Source organism: Chitinophaga sp. H8 (genome assembly GCF_040567655.1).
In the GTDB taxonomy this organism is placed as follows: domain Bacteria; phylum Bacteroidota; class Bacteroidia; order Chitinophagales; family Chitinophagaceae; genus Chitinophaga; species Chitinophaga defluvii.
Map to the genome: position 1 here is coordinate 2,193,945 of NZ_JBEXAC010000002.1, position 19,075 is coordinate 2,213,019.

Consider the following 19,075-nt stretch of genomic DNA (forward strand, 5'->3'; position numbering starts at 1 on the left):
CATTGTGTTTTGTTATAAGAAGGGGAATATAGTAGTGTATAAGCAGATGGAAACCCATCACTGGTCAAAACAAGAAAACATGATAGCTCGAAGCCAGCAGCTTTTTTTACCCGCTGCATTGAGCTAAAAGCTAAAAGCTAACAGCTTCTATTATTACCACCACAATATCCATCACATTTGTTTGGGTGGGACCGGTTTTCAGCAGGCCGCCGGCAGCTTCGAAGAAGTGGTAGGCATCATTGTTCCGGAGATAAGCTTGCGCATCGAGGTGTAGGGCAGTTGCCTGTTGCATGATAGCAGCATTTACCACGGCGCCGGCAGCATCTGTGGGGCCGTCGGTACCATCTGTGCCTCCGCTTAGCAGGGTAATATGAGGGTAGGCCTGTAACAGAGGGCCTGCTGCCAGGGCCAGTTGCTGGTTGCGACCACCCAGGCCGGTGCCGGTTACCTGCACGGTACTTTCCCCGCCAATAAGCAGGCAGGCCGGTGTAGGGCCTTGCCAGTCAATCGCCTGTTGTGCCAGCTGTCGCCCCAGTGTGGCGGCATCGCCGGTAGCCGTATCCGTGAGTATTTCGGTATGATAGCCCAGTTGGCGGGCTTTATGGGCCGCAGCTTCCAGGGACAGGGTATTGGTGCCGGTAAGGTAATTATGTGTATGGGAAAAATGCGGATCTCCGGGTTTAGGTGTTTCGGGGATGGCGCCTGCCAGTCCTTTCCGGAGATGTTCCAGCAAAGCCGGGGGGATTTGTGGTACCAGTGCATAGCGTTCCAGTATCGTCAGGGTATCTGCAAAGGTGGATGGGTCGGGAACAGTAGGGCCGGAGCCGATCACATGCGGGTCATTCCCAGGTACGTCGCTTAATATCAGGGTACATAGTGTAGCCGGATAGATTTTTTTTGCCAGCTGGCCACCTTTGATACCTGATACATGCTTGCGTACGGTATTCATCTCGTGGATGTCTGCACCACTTTTCAGCAGCAGTTCAAACAGGCGTTGTACTTCTTCCAGGCTGGAGCCTTCCGGATAGTCTGCCAGCAGGGCCGAAGCACCGCCGGATAAGAGGAAGAGCAGCAGGTCCTGCGGAGCACGGTTATCTGCCAGGTGGAGCAATCGCCGGGTAGCAGCTACTCCCTGGGCATCCGGTACCGGGTGGGCTGCAGCGATGATCTCAATATGTTGTAAAGGTAAAGTATGGTCATATTTGGTGATAACCAGGCCATATAACGGATAATCCGACAGGATATTTTCGAGTGCTTGTGCCATGGCAGCCACGGCTTTGCCGGCACCGATAATACCTATTTTGGCACCGGGAGCCAGGGGGAAGAAGGTACCGGCTATCTGAATGCCTCCCGGAACAGGCTGTACATTTTTATGCATCAGCGCAGCCGGGTGAACGGCTGACACTCCTTCCAGGAAAATGGCAGTGGCATGGGCGGTAGCGGCACCTGTTACATCAGACATTTATTCGGCATTCTTTTTAGCTTCCTTCCGCTCATGTTTTTTGTCCATCTTCTGTTCCAGGTGTTCTTTCTTTTTCATTTCCCAGTCGTTCCATTTCTTATACTGGGAGGCGGTTAATACACTTTTGAACCGCTGGCTGCGTTCTTCATTGAGTTGTTTGATCTGGCGCATGCGACCTTTGTTGTCCAGGCTTTTGTTATTTCTGGCCGCATCCATGCGTTCGATGATATCTTTATTGATTTTATAGATGTCCTGGTTTTGCTGTTGGTTGAGGCTCAGCTGGCGGTTGAGTTTATCCCCCATTTTATCAGCACGGTCGGCAGCACTCCAGCGGGCTCTTTTGTCTGTACTGTCTTTTGCCTGTGCATGACCGGAGATCGTAAATCCTATCAGCAGGCATAACAACCATAAATGGGTTTGTTTCAGCATTGTTTTCATCATCATAAAGTTAGGTGTTCTGGTATATGATCGATGGTATTACTGCAAGTTTAGTACCATTCATAAAAATTATACTAATTTATGGTATGACACATCAATCATTTGTTAAATTTAAGACTTCAACACCATCTAAACCGCAAATTAGTTAAAATGAATAAAGTATTGCCGCACCCGGAGCGGGCAGCCCTTTTGCCTGCCAGGTGGGTTGGTAAAGCTGCCAGCGCCTGCCTTAAATTAAGTTGGTTGTTTTGTTTGCTGATACCTGGTTTTTATGCGCAGGCCCAGGTCACTTTCCCTGAAAATGGGGTGGCCAGCCCCCGGGAAGGATGTTTTGCCTTTACACAGGCCACCCTGGTAAAAGATGCGCGCACTACCATTCAAAATGCCACCCTGGTGATCCGGGCAGGAAAGATCATCGGTGCAGGAACAGGGATAGCCATTCCCAAAGATGCGGTGATCGTAGATTGCAAGGGGAAATATATCTACCCATCCTTCGTGGATATTTACAGCAACTATGGTGTGCCGGCCGTGAGAAGCGCGGGCAATAGCTTTGCGGCGCCTCCCCAGTTTCTTTCCAATACCAAAGGAGCTACGGGCTGGAACCAGGCTATTAAAAGTGAAGTGAATGCTGCCTCCCTGTTTGTAACAGATGATGCGAAGGCACAGACCCTGCGGGAGCTGGGCTTTGGTACGGTACTCACGCATCAGGCCGACGGGATTGCACGGGGTACCGGCGCACTGGTAACGCTGGCCAACGAAAGGGAAAATAAAGTGATCCTGAAAGAGAAAGCTTCGGCACATTATTCTTTTGACAAAGGCAGCTCTACCCAGAATTATCCCAGCTCTCTCATGGGAGCGGTAGCGCTGTTACGACAAACTTACCTGGATGCACAATGGTATAAAACACAGCCTGCCAGGGAAGGGATCAATGTAAGTCTGGCCGCCTGGAATAATCTGCAACAGCTTCCCCAGATATTTGAAACGATCGATAAATGGGATGCCCTGCGGGCTACCGGCATCGCCCATGAATTTGGGGGGCAGTATATCATTAAAGCGGGTGGAGATGAGTACCAGCGTATTCCTGAAATGGCTGCTACCAAGGCTACATTTATATTGTCGGTCAACTTCCCGGATGCAATAGATGTGGAAGATCCGGATGATGCCCGCTTTGTTTCGGTAAGTGAGATGAAACACTGGGAGCTGGCCCCTACAGAACCTGCTGCTTTTGAAAAAGCAAATATTCCTTTTTGTCTTACCGCAGCGAATCTGAAAGATCCCAAACAGTTCCTGGCCAAAGTGCGCAAAGCCATACAGGCAGGGCTGAGCGAGCGGAAAGCACTGGAAGCATTGACCCAAACACCGGCTACCACGTTGAAAGTATACGACCAGGTAGGGAGCCTGGAAGCAGGAAAAATTGCCAACTTCCTCATTACTTCCGGACCGTTGTTTGATGATAACACTATTTTTTACCAGAACTGGGTACAAGGTGGCCGTTACCTGCTGAAAGAAAATGGATGGCGGGATGTGCGTGGTACTTACCAGCTTACCCTGCAGCCTGGCAATATTACTTATCAGATTGCGGTAAAGGGCACACCGGTAGCGCCTGCATTATCCTTGCTGCAAAAAGATACGATTGCCGGCAAGATGGAGGTGGATGATAAACTGGTGACCTTACAATTCTCCCCGGTTAAAAACAATACCAAAACGATACGCCTGAGTGGGGTAATAGGAGAACAGCACTGGGATGGTACCGGACTGGATACCAGTGGTAATACAGTAAAGTGGAAGGCCTCCCTGGTCAGTGCCTTTGTTCCCAAACCGGATACGGCTGCTAAAGAAGCTGGTGAAAGCGTAGGGAAAGTGTACTATCCTTTTAATGCCTATGGCTGGGAAAGTAAGCCGGTGCAGGAAGACCTGCTGATAAAAAATGCGACGGTGTGGACCAGCGAAAAAGAAGGTAAGCTGGAAAATACGGATGTATTACTGCACAACGGAAAAATCGCCCGGATAGGTAAAAACTTAGCTGCGGGCAATGCAAAGGTGATTGATGGTACGGGCAAACATCTTTCTGCCGGTATTATTGATGAGCACTCCCATATCGCTATTTCCAGAGGGGTCAATGAAGGCACACAGTCGGCCACTTCTGAAGTGCGTATCGCCGATGTGCTGAATCCGGATGATATCAATATCTACCGTCAGCTGAGCGGGGGTGTCACTGCCTCTCATTTGCTGCACGGCAGTGCCAATACTATTGGCGGGCAGAGCCAGCTGATCAAGCTGCGCTACGGCGCCAATGCGGAAGACCTGAAATTTTCAGGGGCGCCTCCCTTTATCAAGTTTGCTTTGGGAGAGAATGTAAAACAATCCAACTGGGGCGCTTCGCAAACTGTACGTTTTCCACAAACACGTATGGGCGTAGAGCAGGTGCTGGATGATGCTTTTACCCGGGCGCGGGATTATGAAAAGGCAGGAGCAGGCAAGCGCCGTGATCTGAAACTGGATGCGCTGGTAGAAATTATGCACAGCAAACGTTTTATTACCTGTCATTCTTATGTGCAGAGTGAAATCAATATGCTGATGAAAGTAGCGGAGCGTTATGGCTTTCGGGTAAATACGTTTACGCATATACTGGAAGGTTATAAGGTAGCGGATAAAATGAAAAAGCATGGCGCCGGCGCTTCCACCTTTGCCGACTGGTGGGCTTATAAAATGGAGGTGCAGGATGCTATTCCCTATAATGCCAGTATTATGCAGGATGTAGGACTTACGGTAGCGATCAACTCCGACGATGCGGAAATGGCACGCCGCCTGAACCAGGAAGCGGCCAAAAGCGTAAAATATGGCGGCATGAAAGAAGAGGATGCCTTGAAAATGGTGACAATCAACCCCGCTACCTTATTACATGTGGGAGATAAAACCGGCAGTATAAAAGTAGGTAAGGATGCAGATCTGGTGCTGTGGAGTGATCATCCCCTCAGCATCTATGCCAAAGCGGAGAAAACGATCGTAGACGGAATCGTCTACTTTGACCGGGAAAGGGATGCTGCCCTGCATCAGCGTATTGCCGCAGAGCGCAACCGGCTCATCCAAAAAATGCTGGCAGAAAAAAAAGGCGGTAAGCCCACACAAAAAGCAGCCTATGTACCGGAAGTACTTTGGCACTGTGATGACGGCCTGTAGGGCCGTCATCTTTTAGCTTTTAGCTTTTTTGCGTAATGCAATTGTTGCGATGAAAGGCAAAAAGTTAAACAACAAAACATAATGCTAACAGCTCACAGTTCTTTTCAACCGCTGCATTGAGCTAAAAGCTAACAGCCAACAGCTAATAGCTCTTAAACATAACACAATTTACCCGCTGCATTGAGCTAAAAGCTAAAGGCTAAAAGCTAACAGCTCTTAAATAAAAAACAATCATGAAATCATTCTTTTGTCTCGCCGCCGCTTTGATCTGCTGTAGCCAGTTATGGGCACAGGAGAACGTGTATCCTGCACCGGCGCAGGAAAAAGCTGTTTATCTCACCAATGCGGTTATTCATACTGGTAATGGGCAGGTGATTGAAAATGGTACGCTGGCATTTGCGCAGGGGAAGATTACCGCAGTGGGAAATGTAACGGTACCTGCCGGGGATGTGACGGTAATGGATATGAAAGGGCAGCATATCTATCCGGGGATTATAGCACCGGAAACTTCACTGGGGCTGACAGAAGTGGCCAGTGTACGCGCCACCAATGATGTGCGGGAGGTAGGGGAGTTGAATCCATCGGTGCGGTCGATCGTGTCGTATAATACGGATTCCAAAGTGATCAATACCCTGCGTTCCAATGGTATTTTGCTGGCGGGTGTTACGCCGGAGGGAGGGTTGTTGTCCGGCACTTCTTCCATAGTACAGCTGGATGCCTGGAATTGGGAAGATGCTGCGTATAAAACAGATAATGCCCAGCATTTTTACATGCCCAGCCTGTTGCCCGCAGGCAGTAATGCTGCAGCGGGTAGTAACCGGTTAAAAGCGGCGATGGAGCGTATTGAGCAGGTACGTTCTTTTTTCAGAGAAGCGAAAGCATATCTGCAGGAAGATCAGCATGCCAATACGAATCTTAAATTTGAAGCATTGCGTCCCTTATTTAATAAGGAGCAAAAATTGTTTGTGCATTGTAACCTGGTGAAGGAACTGTTGCTGGCAATAGATTTTGCCCGGGAGTTTAACATCGGGGTGGTGATTGTAGGCGGCACAGATGCGTGGCGGATAGCAGATCAGTTGCAGCAAAATAATATCGCCGTTGTGCTGGCCCAGCCGCATAGCTTGCCGATGATACAGGATGATGATGTGGCCCAGCCTTATAAAACAGCCGCTCAGCTGCAGCAGGCTGGTGTATTATTTTGTTTGAGCAATGAAGGTTTCTGGCAGCAGCGGAATCTGATGTTTGAAGCAGGTACTGCCGCTGCTTACGGGATGACAAAAGAAGAAGCCCTGCGTGCGGTGACCCTGAATGCGGCTAAAATATTAGGGATTGATAAAACCACCGGATCACTGGAAACCGGAAAAGATGCCAATATCGTGGTGAGCACCGGCGATATCATGGACATGAAATCCAGTATTATCACACATGCCTTTATTCAGGGGCGTACGATCAATCTGGACAATAAGCAGCACCAGCTGTATGAGCGGTATAAATACAAGTATGGGTTAAAGTAGGTTTGCTTTTCCTTGAAAATAACCAGGGCTGTTTATCCGTCAGGAAGGCAGCCCTTTTTAGCGGGAGAGTTTGTTTTACCTGCTTTTTCGCTTACATTTATTGTAATAAAGCATCCTTATATAAGCACGGTATCTCACGAATGTGAATTATGAAAGGGCAGGCAAACCATTTTATACAACCAGACAGGGCACTGGCAGCATCGCTTTTTGAAGCGCATTATGCCAGGCTGTGTTATTTTGCCTTCCGGTTTACGGGCGATAAAGACCAGGCCAGGGATATTGCGCAGGAAGCATTTGTGACCTATCTCCAGCAACAGCAGGAGGTGAGTACGCATCCGGTAGCAGTAAAGAACTTTTTGTATACCACGGTACGGAATGCCTGTTTGAATAAACTACGTCATGAAAAGGTAGTGGAAAAATTTGCCGCCGCACAAACAGGAGAAGTGACTGATGAGGGAAGTGTGATCCTGGCGATGATCCGGTCGGAAGTATTGGGAGAGATACACCGTGCTTTGCAAACACTACCGGAAGTATGCCAGCGTATTATAAGAATGGGGTATGTAGACGGACTTAAAAACCAAAAGATCGCCGAACAACTTGGGGTGAGCGTCAATACAGTGAAAACACATAAGAAGCGGGGATTACAATTGCTGCGGTTGCGGCTGGATCCTGAAATTTATACGCTGTTTACCATGTTACTCTGAAAGGGGCGTATAATTTATTATTTTACACGTTATGGATACACCACCGGTAATCAGGGCTGCCGGATCGCTGTTAAACACAAAATTCTTCAGAAGGGGGTAAGCATATGGGGATGAGTAGCCATTTACATAATGAACATGAACTGTTGCAACTGGCCGCAGGGGGAAGTGAAGCTGCTTTTACCACACTTTTCTATTTGTATAAGGACAGATTGTATAGTTATATTTTACGGCTGACCGGTTCTCCGGAAATGGCTGAAGATGTGGTGCAGGATGTTTTTCTGAAATTGTGGAAGCACCGGAGCGGGCTCACGGAGATTGCGCATTTACGTGGATATGTATTCAGGATGGCACAGCACCACGCTATTAATGCTTTTAAACGTATGGCCAGGGAAGCCCTGCTGGTAGCCAATAATACCCTGCATCCTGAAGCCGTCGCTACAGAGGTGGAAGCCGTACTGGAGCTGAAAGAGGTGCAGCAGGTACTGAGTCAGGCAGTCTCTAAATTACCTCCCCAGCAAAAGCTGGTATATACCCTGAGCCGGGAACAGGGGCTGAAACATGAAGAAATAGCCCAACACCTGAATATCTCCCTTTCTACGGTCAACAAACACATGATCCAGGCACTCCGCACTATCCGGGAACAATTCCGGAACCACCCTGATACGCTCACCGGATTTTATATCCTGCTGGCCGTGGTGAGCACTTTTGAAAAATAGTTGAAATTTTTTTTGCCGGAGACTAGACATGTTTTTTCTGCCGGTTGTCTACCTATAGAGGAAAGCGTCCTCCGCGATGGTCTGCCGGTTTGTTTTTAGTAAAAAAACGCAGCTGTTGTTGTTTGTCCTGTTTTTAAACCCATGAAAGTTATGCCTGAAGAAAGAATACATTATCTGGTGGAAAGATTTTTCCACCAATCCTGCACGGAGGAGGAAAAAGCGGAGCTGGCCAGGTGGATAGATCAGTCGGCCAGTGATGCCGCACTCCGGGAGGTGCTGGAGCGGGCGTGGGAGCAATATGAGCCGGATACGGTGATGCCTGACGCCACCAGCGCAGCGGTGCTGGCCAGGGTGTTTCAGACTGCCGCCGGGGAAGAAGCAGCACCGGTGGTAACACCCGCTGCACCGGTGCGAAAAATGAATCGCTGGCCCCTGTGGAGGGCCGCAGCGGTGATCCTGTTGCTGGCTGGTGGCGGGATCTATTTCTGGCTTTCCCAGTTGCCGGTAAAAGTACCTGGTAAAAATATGGCGCAGGTGCAGCAGGAATTATTGCCCGGCGGCAATAAAGCAGTGCTTACCCTGGCGGATGGTACTGCTATTACGCTGGACAGTGCGCAAAATGGCGCCCTTGCCCTGCAGGGCGGCACCCAGGTGGCCAAGCTGGCCAATGGGCAGCTGGCTTATACAGGTGGCCATACGGCCACTAAAGAGGTGGTATATAATAAGATCAGCATTCCCCGTGGGGGCCAGTACCAGATTACCTTGCCGGACGGTACCAAAGTATGGCTGAATGCCGCTTCTTCTCTGCGTTTTCCGTCTGCTTTTACAGGCAAGTTGCGGGAAGTGGAGCTGACGGGGGAAGCCTATTTTGAAGTAGCACAGGCCGTCCAACAGCCTTTCCAGGTAAAGGTAAAAGACATGAAAATAGCGGTATTGGGCACGCAGTTTAATGTAAACGCCTATGATGATGAAGCCACCATTAACACTACGCTGGTATCGGGCAGTGTAAATGTGATCAAAGGAGCGGCTACCCGGATGTTACGCCCCGGACAGCAGGCGCAGCTTACCGCACAGGGGGATTGGGAGGTGTCTGACAGAACAGATATGGATGCGATACTGGCCTGGAAAAATGGCCGCTTCCAGTTTGACGGCACGCCTATCGCACAGGTAATGCGGCAGATCTCCCGCTGGTATAATGTAGATGTGGTATACCGCGGGGCTACGATACAGCAACATTTTAACGGAGGCATCTCCAGGGATGTGCCATTGTCTAAGGTATTTAAAATGCTGGAAGCTACCGGGGCAGTACATTGCTCGGTAGAAAACGGGCAGGTGATTGTGCAGCCATAATTATAATATCAACCTACTAAAACCTAATACCTCGTTATGAAAAAAGGACCATAGTCAGATCTCTGGTGCCCATAAAAAAACCAGGAGCGGGTCGAAACGCTCCTGGAAAGATATCCGGGCCTATTCGTCAATCAACACGTTCTGGTAAAAAACTATTGATCACGCAAACCCAAACACTGCAAATCTATGCAATTGGACTATCATGTAAAAATCTCTCCCAGGCGAGGGGTTTTGTCAACCAAAATGATGCTTGTCATGAAATTGACTGCTATTTTATTAACCGTAACTTTTTTGCAGGTAAGTGCGGCAGGATTCTCCCAGAAGATCCATCTGTCACAGAAAAATGTGTCGTTGAAGGAAGTGTTCAACGAACTGAAAAAACAACAGGGATATGAGTTCCTGTACACCAACGAAACCCTGCAGCGGACATTTAAAATCGATGTGGATTTAAAAGATGCTACGCTGGAGGAAGCACTGGCGTATTGCCTGAAGGACCAGCCTGTTACCTATACGATTATTGACAAAACGGTGGTGATAAAACCCAAAGCAGCAGCATCCATGCCAGCTGCTGCGGCGCCACAGATTGCTATCTCCGGTACCGTAACGGATGACAAGGGCAACCCCATACCCGGTGTTACCATCCGGGGAAAAGGACATACCTATGGTACCAGCACGGATGCTAACGGTAAGTTCAGTTTAAACGTTACCTCTACCAAAGATATACTGGTATTCAGCTCTGTAGGATATGTGACAAAAGAAGTACCTGTCGGTAATGAAACGGTGCTGAAAGTGGTGCTGGACATTGAAGTAAAATACCAGGAAGCTGTAGTGGTAGTAGGATATGGTACCCAAAAGAAAGTAAACCTCACCGGGTCCGTTGCCACTATTTCCGGTGCAGAAATAAAGAAAACACCCACCGGTAACCTGACCAATGCTATTGCAGGAAGATTACCAGGTGTAATTGCTACTAACGGCAACGGCCGTCCGGGTAGCGGTTCTTCCATGCTGATCCGTGGACAGAGTACCTTGAATGTCAATGATCCGCTGATCGTAGTGGATGGTATTGTACGTACCGATGGCTTCGGGCAGATTGATCCGAATGAAGTGGAAAGTATTTCCATCCTGAAGGATGCTTCTGCTGCTGCCGTGTATGGTGCCAGGGCTGCTAACGGGGTATTCCTGATCACTACCAAAAGAGGGAAAACAGGAAAACCTACTATTACGTATACTGGTATGGTGGGCATCCAGAATGCTACCCAATATCCTAAGCTGATGTCTGCTTTTGAATATGCTTCTGTGAGGAATCAGGCATTAAAGAACCAGGGATATGATCCAACTAATCCGGCACATACCGGGTTATTCTTTTCCGATGGCGATCTGGAAAAATTCCGTACCGGCGGTACCGACTGGTACAAAGAAACCTTCAAGAGCAACAGCACACAAACACAGCATAACCTTTCTGTGAATGGGGGTACCGAAAGCATCCGTTACTTTATGTCTTTGGGATACCTGGACCAGAACGGGATGTATGACAATATCAATTTCAAAAGATATAACCTGCGTGCCAATATAGATGCCAAGGTAACACAAACGCTTACGGTAGGACTGAACCTGGAAGGACGCCAGGAAAGGTCCAACACACCTGGATGGGATGCCAATGATATTTTCAACAGGGTGATCAATGTAAACCCGGTTCGTCCGGCATATCATCCCGATGGAAAACCTTATAATACTACCGGCTCTCATCCCATTGAAATGATCTACAATTCCGGCTATGGCAGGAACCAGTATGATGTATTTCAGGGTACCCTGTTTTTTGAACAGCAGCTCACTTTCCTGAAAGGGCTTTCTGTACGTGGAACAGGTTCTTACTATAAACAGCATCTGACCAACAAATCCTTTATCACACCTTACACCATGTATGATGAAGATGCCAACGGAAATGTTACTAATACCAAAGTGGTAGGTGGCAGAACTTCTTTATCACAGAAGTATGAAGGTATTGAGAACATTACACTGAATGCTTCCCTGAACTATAACAGAAAGTTCAACCTGCATGAGGTAAGTGGCCTGTTACTGTTTGAACAGTTCAGTGCTAAGGGAGGTACCTTTAACGGCCGGAAAGAAGACTTTGCGACGAATGTAAAAGATGAATTTTTTGCCAGCGGACCTGCCAATCAAACCCTGGATGGAAGTGGTATCCTGAATGATGCCAGAAGAAGCCTGGTGGGCAGGTTTAACTATGCCTATGACAGCCGGTATCTGCTGGAAGCTACCTTCCGGTATGATGGTTCTTTCCTCTTCCCCAAAGCTTCCCGTTTTGGCCTTTTCCCGGCATTCTCTGCCGGATGGAGAATCTCGGAGGAAAACTTCTATAAAAATTCATCCGCGATGCGGTTTATGAATAGCTTAAAACTCAGGGCATCCAAAGGGTTGATCGGTAACGACCGTATCGGTAGTGAAAAGGTGAGAGCCTTCCAGTTTACCGATTCATACACCATTGTGGCAGGATCTGGTCCGGTAGTGAACGGACAGGCATTGCCCTATGTACAGTATGGGGTATATCCCAATCCGAATATTACCTGGGAAAAGCAGGATAATACCAACTTGGGACTGGACGCTTATTTCTTTAATTCCCTGTTCGGATTGGAGTTTGATTATTTCTTCCGCACGACAAGAGATATCCTGTGGTCGCGCGAACGTTCCGTGCCTGGTACTTTTGGAAGAGTGCTGCCGAATGAAAACTACGCACAGGTAAAGAGTAAAGGATTTGAATTTACACTCAGCCACCAGCAGCAGCTCAATGACTTCAGTTATAACCTGCGCCTCATCGGAAGTTATGCGGTTAATGAGGTAACACAGATCGATGATCCTTCCAGTGCACTGGACTTTCAGAAACAGCTGGGCCGCCCGATGGGATACCGTTACGGATATGAAGCCCTGGGCTTGTTCAGAAGCCAGGATGAAGCAGATAAGTGGTATGGTGGCACACAGTTTGGACAGAAAAATATGGCAGGAGATATCAAATATGCGGATGTAGATGGTAATGGGGAAATCACCTTGAATGACCAGAAAGTATTGGCCAACTATGGACAAACGCCCAGGATTATGTATGGTATCTCCGGCGGATTTAACTGGAAAAATATTGATTTCAATTTCCTGATCCAGGGCGCTGCACAGCGGAATATTATGATGGACGGCGCAGCCAGGATCATGTACCAGAATGGTGGTTCCAGCAACAACTTCGCGTACCTCACAGACTCCTGGTCGCCCGAAAATCCGGATGCAAAATATCCGATTGCCTGGGTAGACCAAAGGCTGACCAACAACCGGGCATCCGACTTCTGGATGAGAAAAGCGGGTTACGCCCGTTTGAAATCAGTAGACATAGGATATAATATCAACAAGGAATGGTTGAAGCGGAAAAATATTCAGCAGTTACGGGTATACGTAGCCGGATACAACCTGCTTACCTGGAGCCAGCTGAAAGAATTTGATCCCGAGATAGAAAGTCCGAACGGTAATTATTACCCTCAGCAGCGGACTATTAATGTAGGCGTTAACGTGTCATTCTAAATTGAAAAACAATGATGAACTATAATATTATCAAGAGATATACCTGGATGCTGGTGGCCTTTTGCCTGGCATCCTGCAGCGGCAACTTCCTGGATCCTGCCAACCCTACCGGCATCACTGCTGATGAGGTATGGAAAGATCCTAACCTGGTGGAAATGTTTGTAAACGGGTTGTATAATGACCGGCCAGGGTATGATTATTCCAATACACAGGACAATATTACAGATGAGGGCAGGTGTAATTATCCTGGCGACCGGCCCAACCAGATGCTGGCAGGGCAATGGGATGAAAGTTATAATCCTATTGAATTCTGGAAATATGATGCAGTGCGGAAAACAAATGAGTTCATGGCCAATGCAGACAAAGCCAATGTAACGGAAGAAACCAGGACCCGCCTGAAAGGAGAAGTCCGTTTTCTGCGTGCTTTTCTTTACTTTGATATGGTGAAAAGATATGGTGGCGTACCTATCATTGACAAACCCCAGACCCTGGATGATGACCTGCTGGTAAAGCGTAATAGCCTGGAAGAGTGTTTTGATTTTATTGTGAAAGAGCTGGATATCGCCATAGGCGAGCTGCCGGATAATGCGCCAAGAGGCCGCGCCGGTAAAGTTGCTGCGATGGCTTTGAAAGGAAGGGCTTTACTTTATTTTGCCAGCCCGCTATATAATGCAGGCGGTACAGCCAGTCGTTGGGAAGATGCCGCCAAAGCCAACAAGGCCATCATTGACCTGAATAAGTACAGTTTGTTCAGCAACCTCAACACCTTATGGCTGGAAAAGGGCGCTAATCCCGAAGCACTGTTTGAAATACAGTACCGGTTGCCCGAAAAGCAACATAGCTGGGATGCAGGACTGCGACCATTGATCCTGGCCAATAACAATGCCGGACAGCTCTCTCCGTTGCAGGAGCTGGTAGACGCCTTTCCGATGAAAAACGGAAAAGCCATTACCGATCCTACTTCCGGCTATGATGAAAACAATCCTTATGTGGGCCGGGACGATCGTTTCTATGCCTTTATCGCCTTCAACGGCTCTAAGGTAAAAGGCACCAGCAGTGGTCCTCCGGTAAAGGAAATCACCCTGGAAACCTACAAAGGTGGCCGGGATTACGATGCCGCGCCGGAAAATATTATCTACAATACTAAAACGAGCTACTATACACGAAAAGCCACCGACCCTGAAAATACCATCTATGCAGGTAATGCCGGCAGCTCACAGCCGTGGATAGAATTCCGGTATGCAGAAGTATTGCTGAACTATGCAGAAGCGCAGAATGAATTCCTGAGCACACCGGATGCAAGTATTTACAGTGCGTTGAATCTGGTGCGGAAGAGAGCAGGTATCACTACTGATCTGGTAGCAGGTAGCCTGGACAAGCAAAAAATGCGTGAATTAATAAGGAATGAACGTTATATTGAGCTTTGCTTTGAGCAGAAAAGATATTGGGATCTGAGAAGATGGAAGCTGGCCACCACGGTATTAAATGGAAAGTATGGTCATGGCGCCTATATCACCAAGCATGCTAATAATACGTTTACCTATGAATATTTGCCGATAGATCCGCAGCCTAACGTATTTACAGAGCGCATGTACTGGATGCCCATTCCACAGGGAGAGCGATCAAAGAATAAAAACCTGACCCAGAATCCGGGTTGGAATTAGCAATAATTAATCTGTTTCGCAACTAGCTGAATTTATGGAGAACAACGTTATGAATGCGCTATCCCGCCGGAGATTTCTGGTTTCGGGCACCCTTTTTACTGCCGGATTGCTATTGGCAAGATATCCCGGTATTGCAGCTATTACAAAGAAAACCGCCGGGAAACCGGCGGTTGCTTTACCTCATTTTCCGGATAAGATGCATGCCTTTTTATGGCGCAACTGGAACCTGGTACCGCTGGACCGGATGGCCAAAGTAGCCGGTACTTCTGCTGCGGAGCTGCTGCGCCTGGGTAAGGAAATAGGCCTGCCTGCTATCATACCCGTTACGGCAGAGTTGCAGCAACGTAGCTACCTTTCCGTGATACGGCGTAACTGGCACCTGCTACCCCGGCAGCAACTGCTGGAATTACTGGAATGGACCGACGAAAAACTTACGTTTACTTTACAGGAAGATGATTTCTTCTATATAAAACTGGGCAGTATAAAACCCGATTGTGATCCCATCCGGTATCAACCTTCTGATGCGACTACGAAGGCACGGGAAGCCTGGATGGCCAGGGTGATGAAAGAAGAATTTCCCGGTGGTTTTCCTAAACCGGAGCAACCTTTATTTCATTTCGTAAAGGAGTTATCTACTCCTCCGGCCAAAGTAGCTCCCGTGGAATCGGGTTTTTCTCCCCGCTTTGGATATGCTTACTTCGCCCTCTTTGGGGATCCTTTACTGGAGCCTGAAATAGATCCTTATCCGGATGGTTACCTGGATAGGATGGCTGCATCGGGCATGGGAGGCACCTGGATGCATATTGTACTCAGCAAGCTCACCCCGTTTCCCTGGGATCCGGCTTTGAGCGAGCATTGGGAACAGCGCCTGGAAAACCTGAACAAGCTGGTAGTGCGGGCCAGAAAACATGGCATCGGCATTTACCTCTATCTGAATGAACCGAGGTTCCTGCCTTTGTCCTTTTTCGAAAAATATCCTGACCTGAAAGGCGTGACGATAGGAGACCAGGCAGCGCTGTGTACCAGTCATCCGGAAGTACAGGAGTACCTGGTAGACGCATTAGCCACCATTACCTCCCGGGTACCGGACCTGGCAGGATTCTTTTCTATCACCGCCTCAGAGAATCATACCAATTGCTGGTCGCACGGGCTGGGTGGTAATTGTCCGCGTTGTGGAAAACGTGGACCCGCTGCCGTTATCGCAGAACTGAATGGCCTTTACCTGAAAGGCATCCAGCAGGGGATCCGTCAATATGAGCAGCAATCCGGCAAAAAAGCCGCTACCACGCCGCAGTTGATTGCGTGGGACTGGGGCTGGGCAAATGGCTGGGCAGAGGAGATCGTACCCGCCCTACCGCCGGAACTGGCATTGATGAGTGTAAGCGAGTGGGACCTTCCGCTGAACAGGGGAGGTGTTAAAAACACGGTGGGTGAATATTCTATTTCCGCGGTAGGGCCAGGGCCAAGAGCATTACGTCATTGGGGGATTGCCCGCCAGCACGGACTTAAAATCATTGCCAAGATACAGGCAGGTACCACCTGGGAAATTGGTGCCGTACCTTATATCCCCGCTTTGGAAAATGTAGCTACCCATGCGGCCAACCTCCGGGAGGCCAAGGTGGATGGGCTGATGCTGGGCTGGACATTGGGCGGGCATCCGTCGCCCAACCTGGAAGTGGTAGCTGCCATTGGCAGTAATCCTTCCCTCTCGGCACTGCAAGCTATGGAGCTGGTAGCCAAACGCCGTTATGGCCCGGCAGGCCCGGCAGTAGTAGCAGCCTGGAGGCAATTCAGTACCGCCTTCAGCGAATTCCCGTATAATGGCAGTGTCGTATATATGGCGCCGTTACAAACAGGTCCTTCCAATCTGCTGTGGGAAAAACCTACCGGCTACACTGCTACCATGGTAGGTATTCCATATGATGACGTAAGGAGTTGGGTGAGTAATTACCCGGTACCGGTATTCTCCAGCCAGCTGAATAAGATCGTAGATGGATTTAATGCCGCACTCGCTACCCTGCGTAAGCAAACGAGGGCTATGAAGCTCTCCAAGGCCGAACGGAAAGCGCTGGCAGACGAATGTAATATCGCAGAAGCAATTGCGATTCATTACAGCAGTATTGTACATCAGATACAATTTATCACCCTGCGTGATCAGCTGCTGGCAAAGCCAGACAAAGCGGAAGCACTGGCAGCAGTAGGCAAGCTGGAGCAGGTATTGCGGGAAGAGATTACGCTGGCCAAACGCATGTGCGTATTACAGGGCAGGGATGCAAGATTAGGCTTTGAAGCGACCAACCACTATTTCTATGTGCCGGCAGACCTGGTAGAAAAGGTAATCAATTGCCGGGATTTGCTGGACCGCTGGCTGCCTGCTATGAAAAAATCACTGGCATAACACCGGTGTATTATTCCGTGATCATAAAATACTTCAGTAATGCGTTATGAAATGATGTTCCCTGACCAGATCAGGGAAGCAATAGATAATAATACCCCGGTAGTAATGGCGCTGGGCGTATTGGAATACCACAGTGAACACCTGTGTACCGGTGTGGATACCCTCCTGATAGTGCGTGCTTTTGAAATGCTGGAAAAAGAAATGCCGCTGGTGATCATGCCGCCATTTTATTATGGCGCCAGCAGCTTTGCGGTAGAGCAACCGGAGCGCAATGGTACCGTACATGTAGATGCGCAGGTATTGCAGCCTTTTGCCCGCCAGCTGTTTTACAATTTACTGCGTATAGGCTTTCGCAATATCAACGTGTTTGTACATCACCAGTCGGAAAACTTTACCGCAGGTATGCCTACCGATCTGGCCTTTAAGCTGGCCGCCCGCCAGGAAACATTTGCCTTCCTGGAAAAACAACGGGGAGAAGGCTGGTGGGGAAACAATACCTCCGCGGATTATTATGACAGTCACGCGGCAGGAGATAATCCCTTCAACTGGATCCGTATCCATCCGTTGGTGAGCACGGTGGCACAGGAACAATTCCCGATTGACCATGCCGGAGAACAGGAAACTTCCCTGATGATGACGTTCTGTCCGGAGGGAGTGGATATGAGCCGTTTTACAACGGATAACTGGTATGCGCAGGGCGCTAAAACCGCCTCTGTAGATTATGGCAACCGCGCCAGGGATATCATCCTCCAGGATATGAGAAAGGCCCTCGGCCAATAAGCATTCCCGTTAGATCAAACGGTTTACCTAAAATTTAGACAGGTCTGTTATGAATAATAATCAAAAGACTTTGGTGATCCCCATGTTTATCATTGGCGCCATGTATGCTGTGCTGGGCTTCTCTATCGGGATCAACGCCTTTTTTATTCCTTTTGTGCAGGGGGCGTTTAATATTTCCACGGCGATGTCCTATCTGATTATGACGGCCACCTTTTCCGCCTATGTGGTATTTGGTGTACCATCAGGTGCGATCATTAAAAAGATAGGTTATAAAGGAGGGATTACCGTCGCCTTTCTGCTCATTGCCGCCGGATTTTTTATCATCGGCTATGCCGCGGAGATCGTGAGTTTTGCCTTGTTTCTGATCGCTTTGTTTATCGTAGGGATCGGACAAACATTGCTCACCGGCGCGATCAATTCCTATGTAACTATCCTGGGGCCGCCGGAGAGTGCTGCCAGCAGGATTTGTATCATGGGCATTTCTGATAAGCTGGCTTTTGCCGGTGCTTCCTTTATCCTGGCTGTGTTCATGGACCTGACCAACATCAGGTTGCAGGATGTGATCATCCCGTTTTATGTAATTACAGGATTGCTGGTATTGATTGGCGTACTGGCCTTTTTCTCCCCGCTTCCTGAGATTAAAGCCATTGGAGAAGATGATCTGGATGAAGATTCCGTTGTTTCCGCATATGCCAATTCTAAAACCAGTATCCTGCAGTTTCCGCATTTGTTGCTGGGCGTGATTGCCATCTTTTTTGATGTAGGGGTGGAGATCATTGCATTAGGGTCTATCAACGACTATGCAACGATCCTGAACCTGCCCTCTCCGGAACATTACGTGTGGTATACCTCCGGCGGCATGGTAGTAGGATATCTGCTGGGCGTTACTTTTATTCCGCGGGTGTTAAGTCAGCATACCGCGTTGATCGCCTGTACTTCGCTGGGGATCCTGATTACGGTTGCCATCGTGTTTTTGCCACCCGCCACGTCCATCTATTTTGTGGCCGTGCTGGGATTGTCCAATTCATTATTGTGGCCGGCAATCTTTCCGCTCGCGCTGGCCGACCTGGGGAAGTTTACCAAAACAGGTTCTTCTATTCTGGTAATGGGCATTGTTGGGGGGGCTATCTTACCGCTTTTATTCGGGTATGTAGCCGGACTTACTTCTCACCAGATGGCTTACCTGGTATGTTTACCATCGTATCTGTTTATCCTGTGGTTTGCTGCATCCGGCAGTAAGATCAGGACCAGAACGGAGGTAGCATCACCGGAAATTATTACACCACTATAAAT

At 48.7% G+C, this 19,075-nt stretch carries 12 protein-coding genes; 10 read left to right on the forward strand and 2 right to left on the reverse strand.

What is annotated here, in order from left to right:
- Window positions 1-130 precede the first annotated feature (130 nt).
- Window positions 131-1,462 carry a glycerate kinase type-2 family protein gene (locus ABR189_RS22730; protein WP_354662785.1) on the reverse strand — a complete coding sequence of 444 codons (1,332 nt, stop codon included), beginning with the start codon at window positions 1,460-1,462 and terminating at the stop codon, window positions 131-133.
- A complete protein-coding gene (locus ABR189_RS22735) occupies window positions 1,463-1,906 on the reverse strand; it encodes a DUF4890 domain-containing protein (RefSeq protein ID WP_354662786.1) in 444 nt (147 codons plus the stop codon).
- A gap of 144 nt (window positions 1,907-2,050) precedes the next feature.
- On the opposite strand from ABR189_RS22735, the gene ABR189_RS22740 reads away from it, so the two are divergent.
- From ABR189_RS22740 to gluP, 10 genes are all read left to right on the forward strand, one after another.
- Window positions 2,051-5,080: an amidohydrolase family protein gene (locus ABR189_RS22740; RefSeq protein WP_354662787.1), complete on the forward strand. Its 3,030-nt coding sequence runs from the start codon at window positions 2,051-2,053 to the stop codon at window positions 5,078-5,080.
- A gap of 233 nt (window positions 5,081-5,313) precedes the next feature.
- Entirely contained in the window at window positions 5,314-6,594 is a 1,281-nt protein-coding gene (locus tag ABR189_RS22745; protein WP_354662788.1) for an amidohydrolase family protein, read from the forward strand.
- 149 nt (window positions 6,595-6,743) lie between these two features.
- Window positions 6,744-7,298, forward strand: a complete 555-nt coding sequence (locus ABR189_RS22750; protein ID WP_354662789.1) for an RNA polymerase sigma-70 factor — start codon at window positions 6,744-6,746, stop codon at window positions 7,296-7,298.
- 110 nt (window positions 7,299-7,408) lie between these two features.
- Window positions 7,409-8,014, forward strand: coding sequence for an RNA polymerase sigma factor (locus ABR189_RS22755; RefSeq protein WP_354662790.1), 606 nt, complete (start codon window positions 7,409-7,411; stop codon window positions 8,012-8,014).
- Window positions 8,015-8,164: 150 nt separating this feature from the next.
- Window positions 8,165-9,364, forward strand: coding sequence for a FecR domain-containing protein (locus ABR189_RS22760; protein WP_354662791.1), 1,200 nt, complete (start codon window positions 8,165-8,167; stop codon window positions 9,362-9,364).
- A gap of 255 nt (window positions 9,365-9,619) precedes the next feature.
- Window positions 9,620-12,940: a TonB-dependent receptor gene (locus tag ABR189_RS22765; RefSeq protein WP_354662792.1), complete on the forward strand. Its 3,321-nt coding sequence runs from the start codon at window positions 9,620-9,622 to the stop codon at window positions 12,938-12,940.
- A gap of 11 nt (window positions 12,941-12,951) precedes the next feature.
- The gene (locus ABR189_RS22770) at window positions 12,952-14,604 is read left to right on the forward strand and encodes a RagB/SusD family nutrient uptake outer membrane protein (protein WP_354662793.1); all 1,653 of its coding nucleotides are present in this window, start codon (window positions 12,952-12,954) and stop codon (window positions 14,602-14,604) included.
- A gap of 34 nt (window positions 14,605-14,638) precedes the next feature.
- Window positions 14,639-17,002 carry a hypothetical protein gene (locus tag ABR189_RS22775; protein ID WP_354662794.1) on the forward strand — a complete coding sequence of 788 codons (2,364 nt, stop codon included), beginning with the start codon at window positions 14,639-14,641 and terminating at the stop codon, window positions 17,000-17,002.
- Between the two features lie 39 nt (window positions 17,003-17,041).
- Entirely contained in the window at window positions 17,042-17,782 is a 741-nt protein-coding gene (locus ABR189_RS22780; protein ID WP_354662795.1) for a creatininase family protein, read from the forward strand.
- A gap of 49 nt (window positions 17,783-17,831) precedes the next feature.
- Complete coding sequence (gluP, locus tag ABR189_RS22785; protein WP_354662796.1) at window positions 17,832-19,073, forward strand: glucose/galactose MFS transporter; 1,242 nt, start codon at window positions 17,832-17,834, stop codon at window positions 19,071-19,073.
- Window positions 19,074-19,075: the final 2 nt, after the last annotated feature.

Bases quoted from the DNA above. Each gene is read 5' to 3' on its own strand.
- ABR189_RS22730 (WP_354662785.1), bottom strand. From the start codon at position 1,462: ATGTCTGATGTAACAGGTGCCGCTACCGCCCATGCCACTGCCATTTTC.
- ABR189_RS22770 (WP_354662793.1), top strand. From the start codon at position 12,952: ATGATGAACTATAATATTATCAAGAGATATACCTGGATGCTGGTGGCC.
- ABR189_RS22765 (WP_354662792.1), top strand. From the start codon at position 9,620: ATGAAATTGACTGCTATTTTATTAACCGTAACTTTTTTGCAGGTAAGT.
- ABR189_RS22755 (WP_354662790.1), top strand. From the start codon at position 7,409: ATGAGTAGCCATTTACATAATGAACATGAACTGTTGCAACTGGCCGCA.
- ABR189_RS22750 (WP_354662789.1), top strand. From the start codon at position 6,744: ATGAAAGGGCAGGCAAACCATTTTATACAACCAGACAGGGCACTGGCA.
- ABR189_RS22775 (WP_354662794.1), top strand. From the start codon at position 14,639: ATGGAGAACAACGTTATGAATGCGCTATCCCGCCGGAGATTTCTGGTT.
- gluP (WP_354662796.1), top strand. From the start codon at position 17,832: ATGAATAATAATCAAAAGACTTTGGTGATCCCCATGTTTATCATTGGC.
- ABR189_RS22735 (WP_354662786.1), bottom strand. From the start codon at position 1,906: ATGATGATGAAAACAATGCTGAAACAAACCCATTTATGGTTGTTATGC.
- ABR189_RS22740 (WP_354662787.1), top strand. From the start codon at position 2,051: ATGAATAAAGTATTGCCGCACCCGGAGCGGGCAGCCCTTTTGCCTGCC.
- ABR189_RS22780 (WP_354662795.1), top strand. From the start codon at position 17,042: ATGCGTTATGAAATGATGTTCCCTGACCAGATCAGGGAAGCAATAGAT.
- ABR189_RS22745 (WP_354662788.1), top strand. From the start codon at position 5,314: ATGAAATCATTCTTTTGTCTCGCCGCCGCTTTGATCTGCTGTAGCCAG.
- ABR189_RS22760 (WP_354662791.1), top strand. From the start codon at position 8,165: ATGCCTGAAGAAAGAATACATTATCTGGTGGAAAGATTTTTCCACCAA.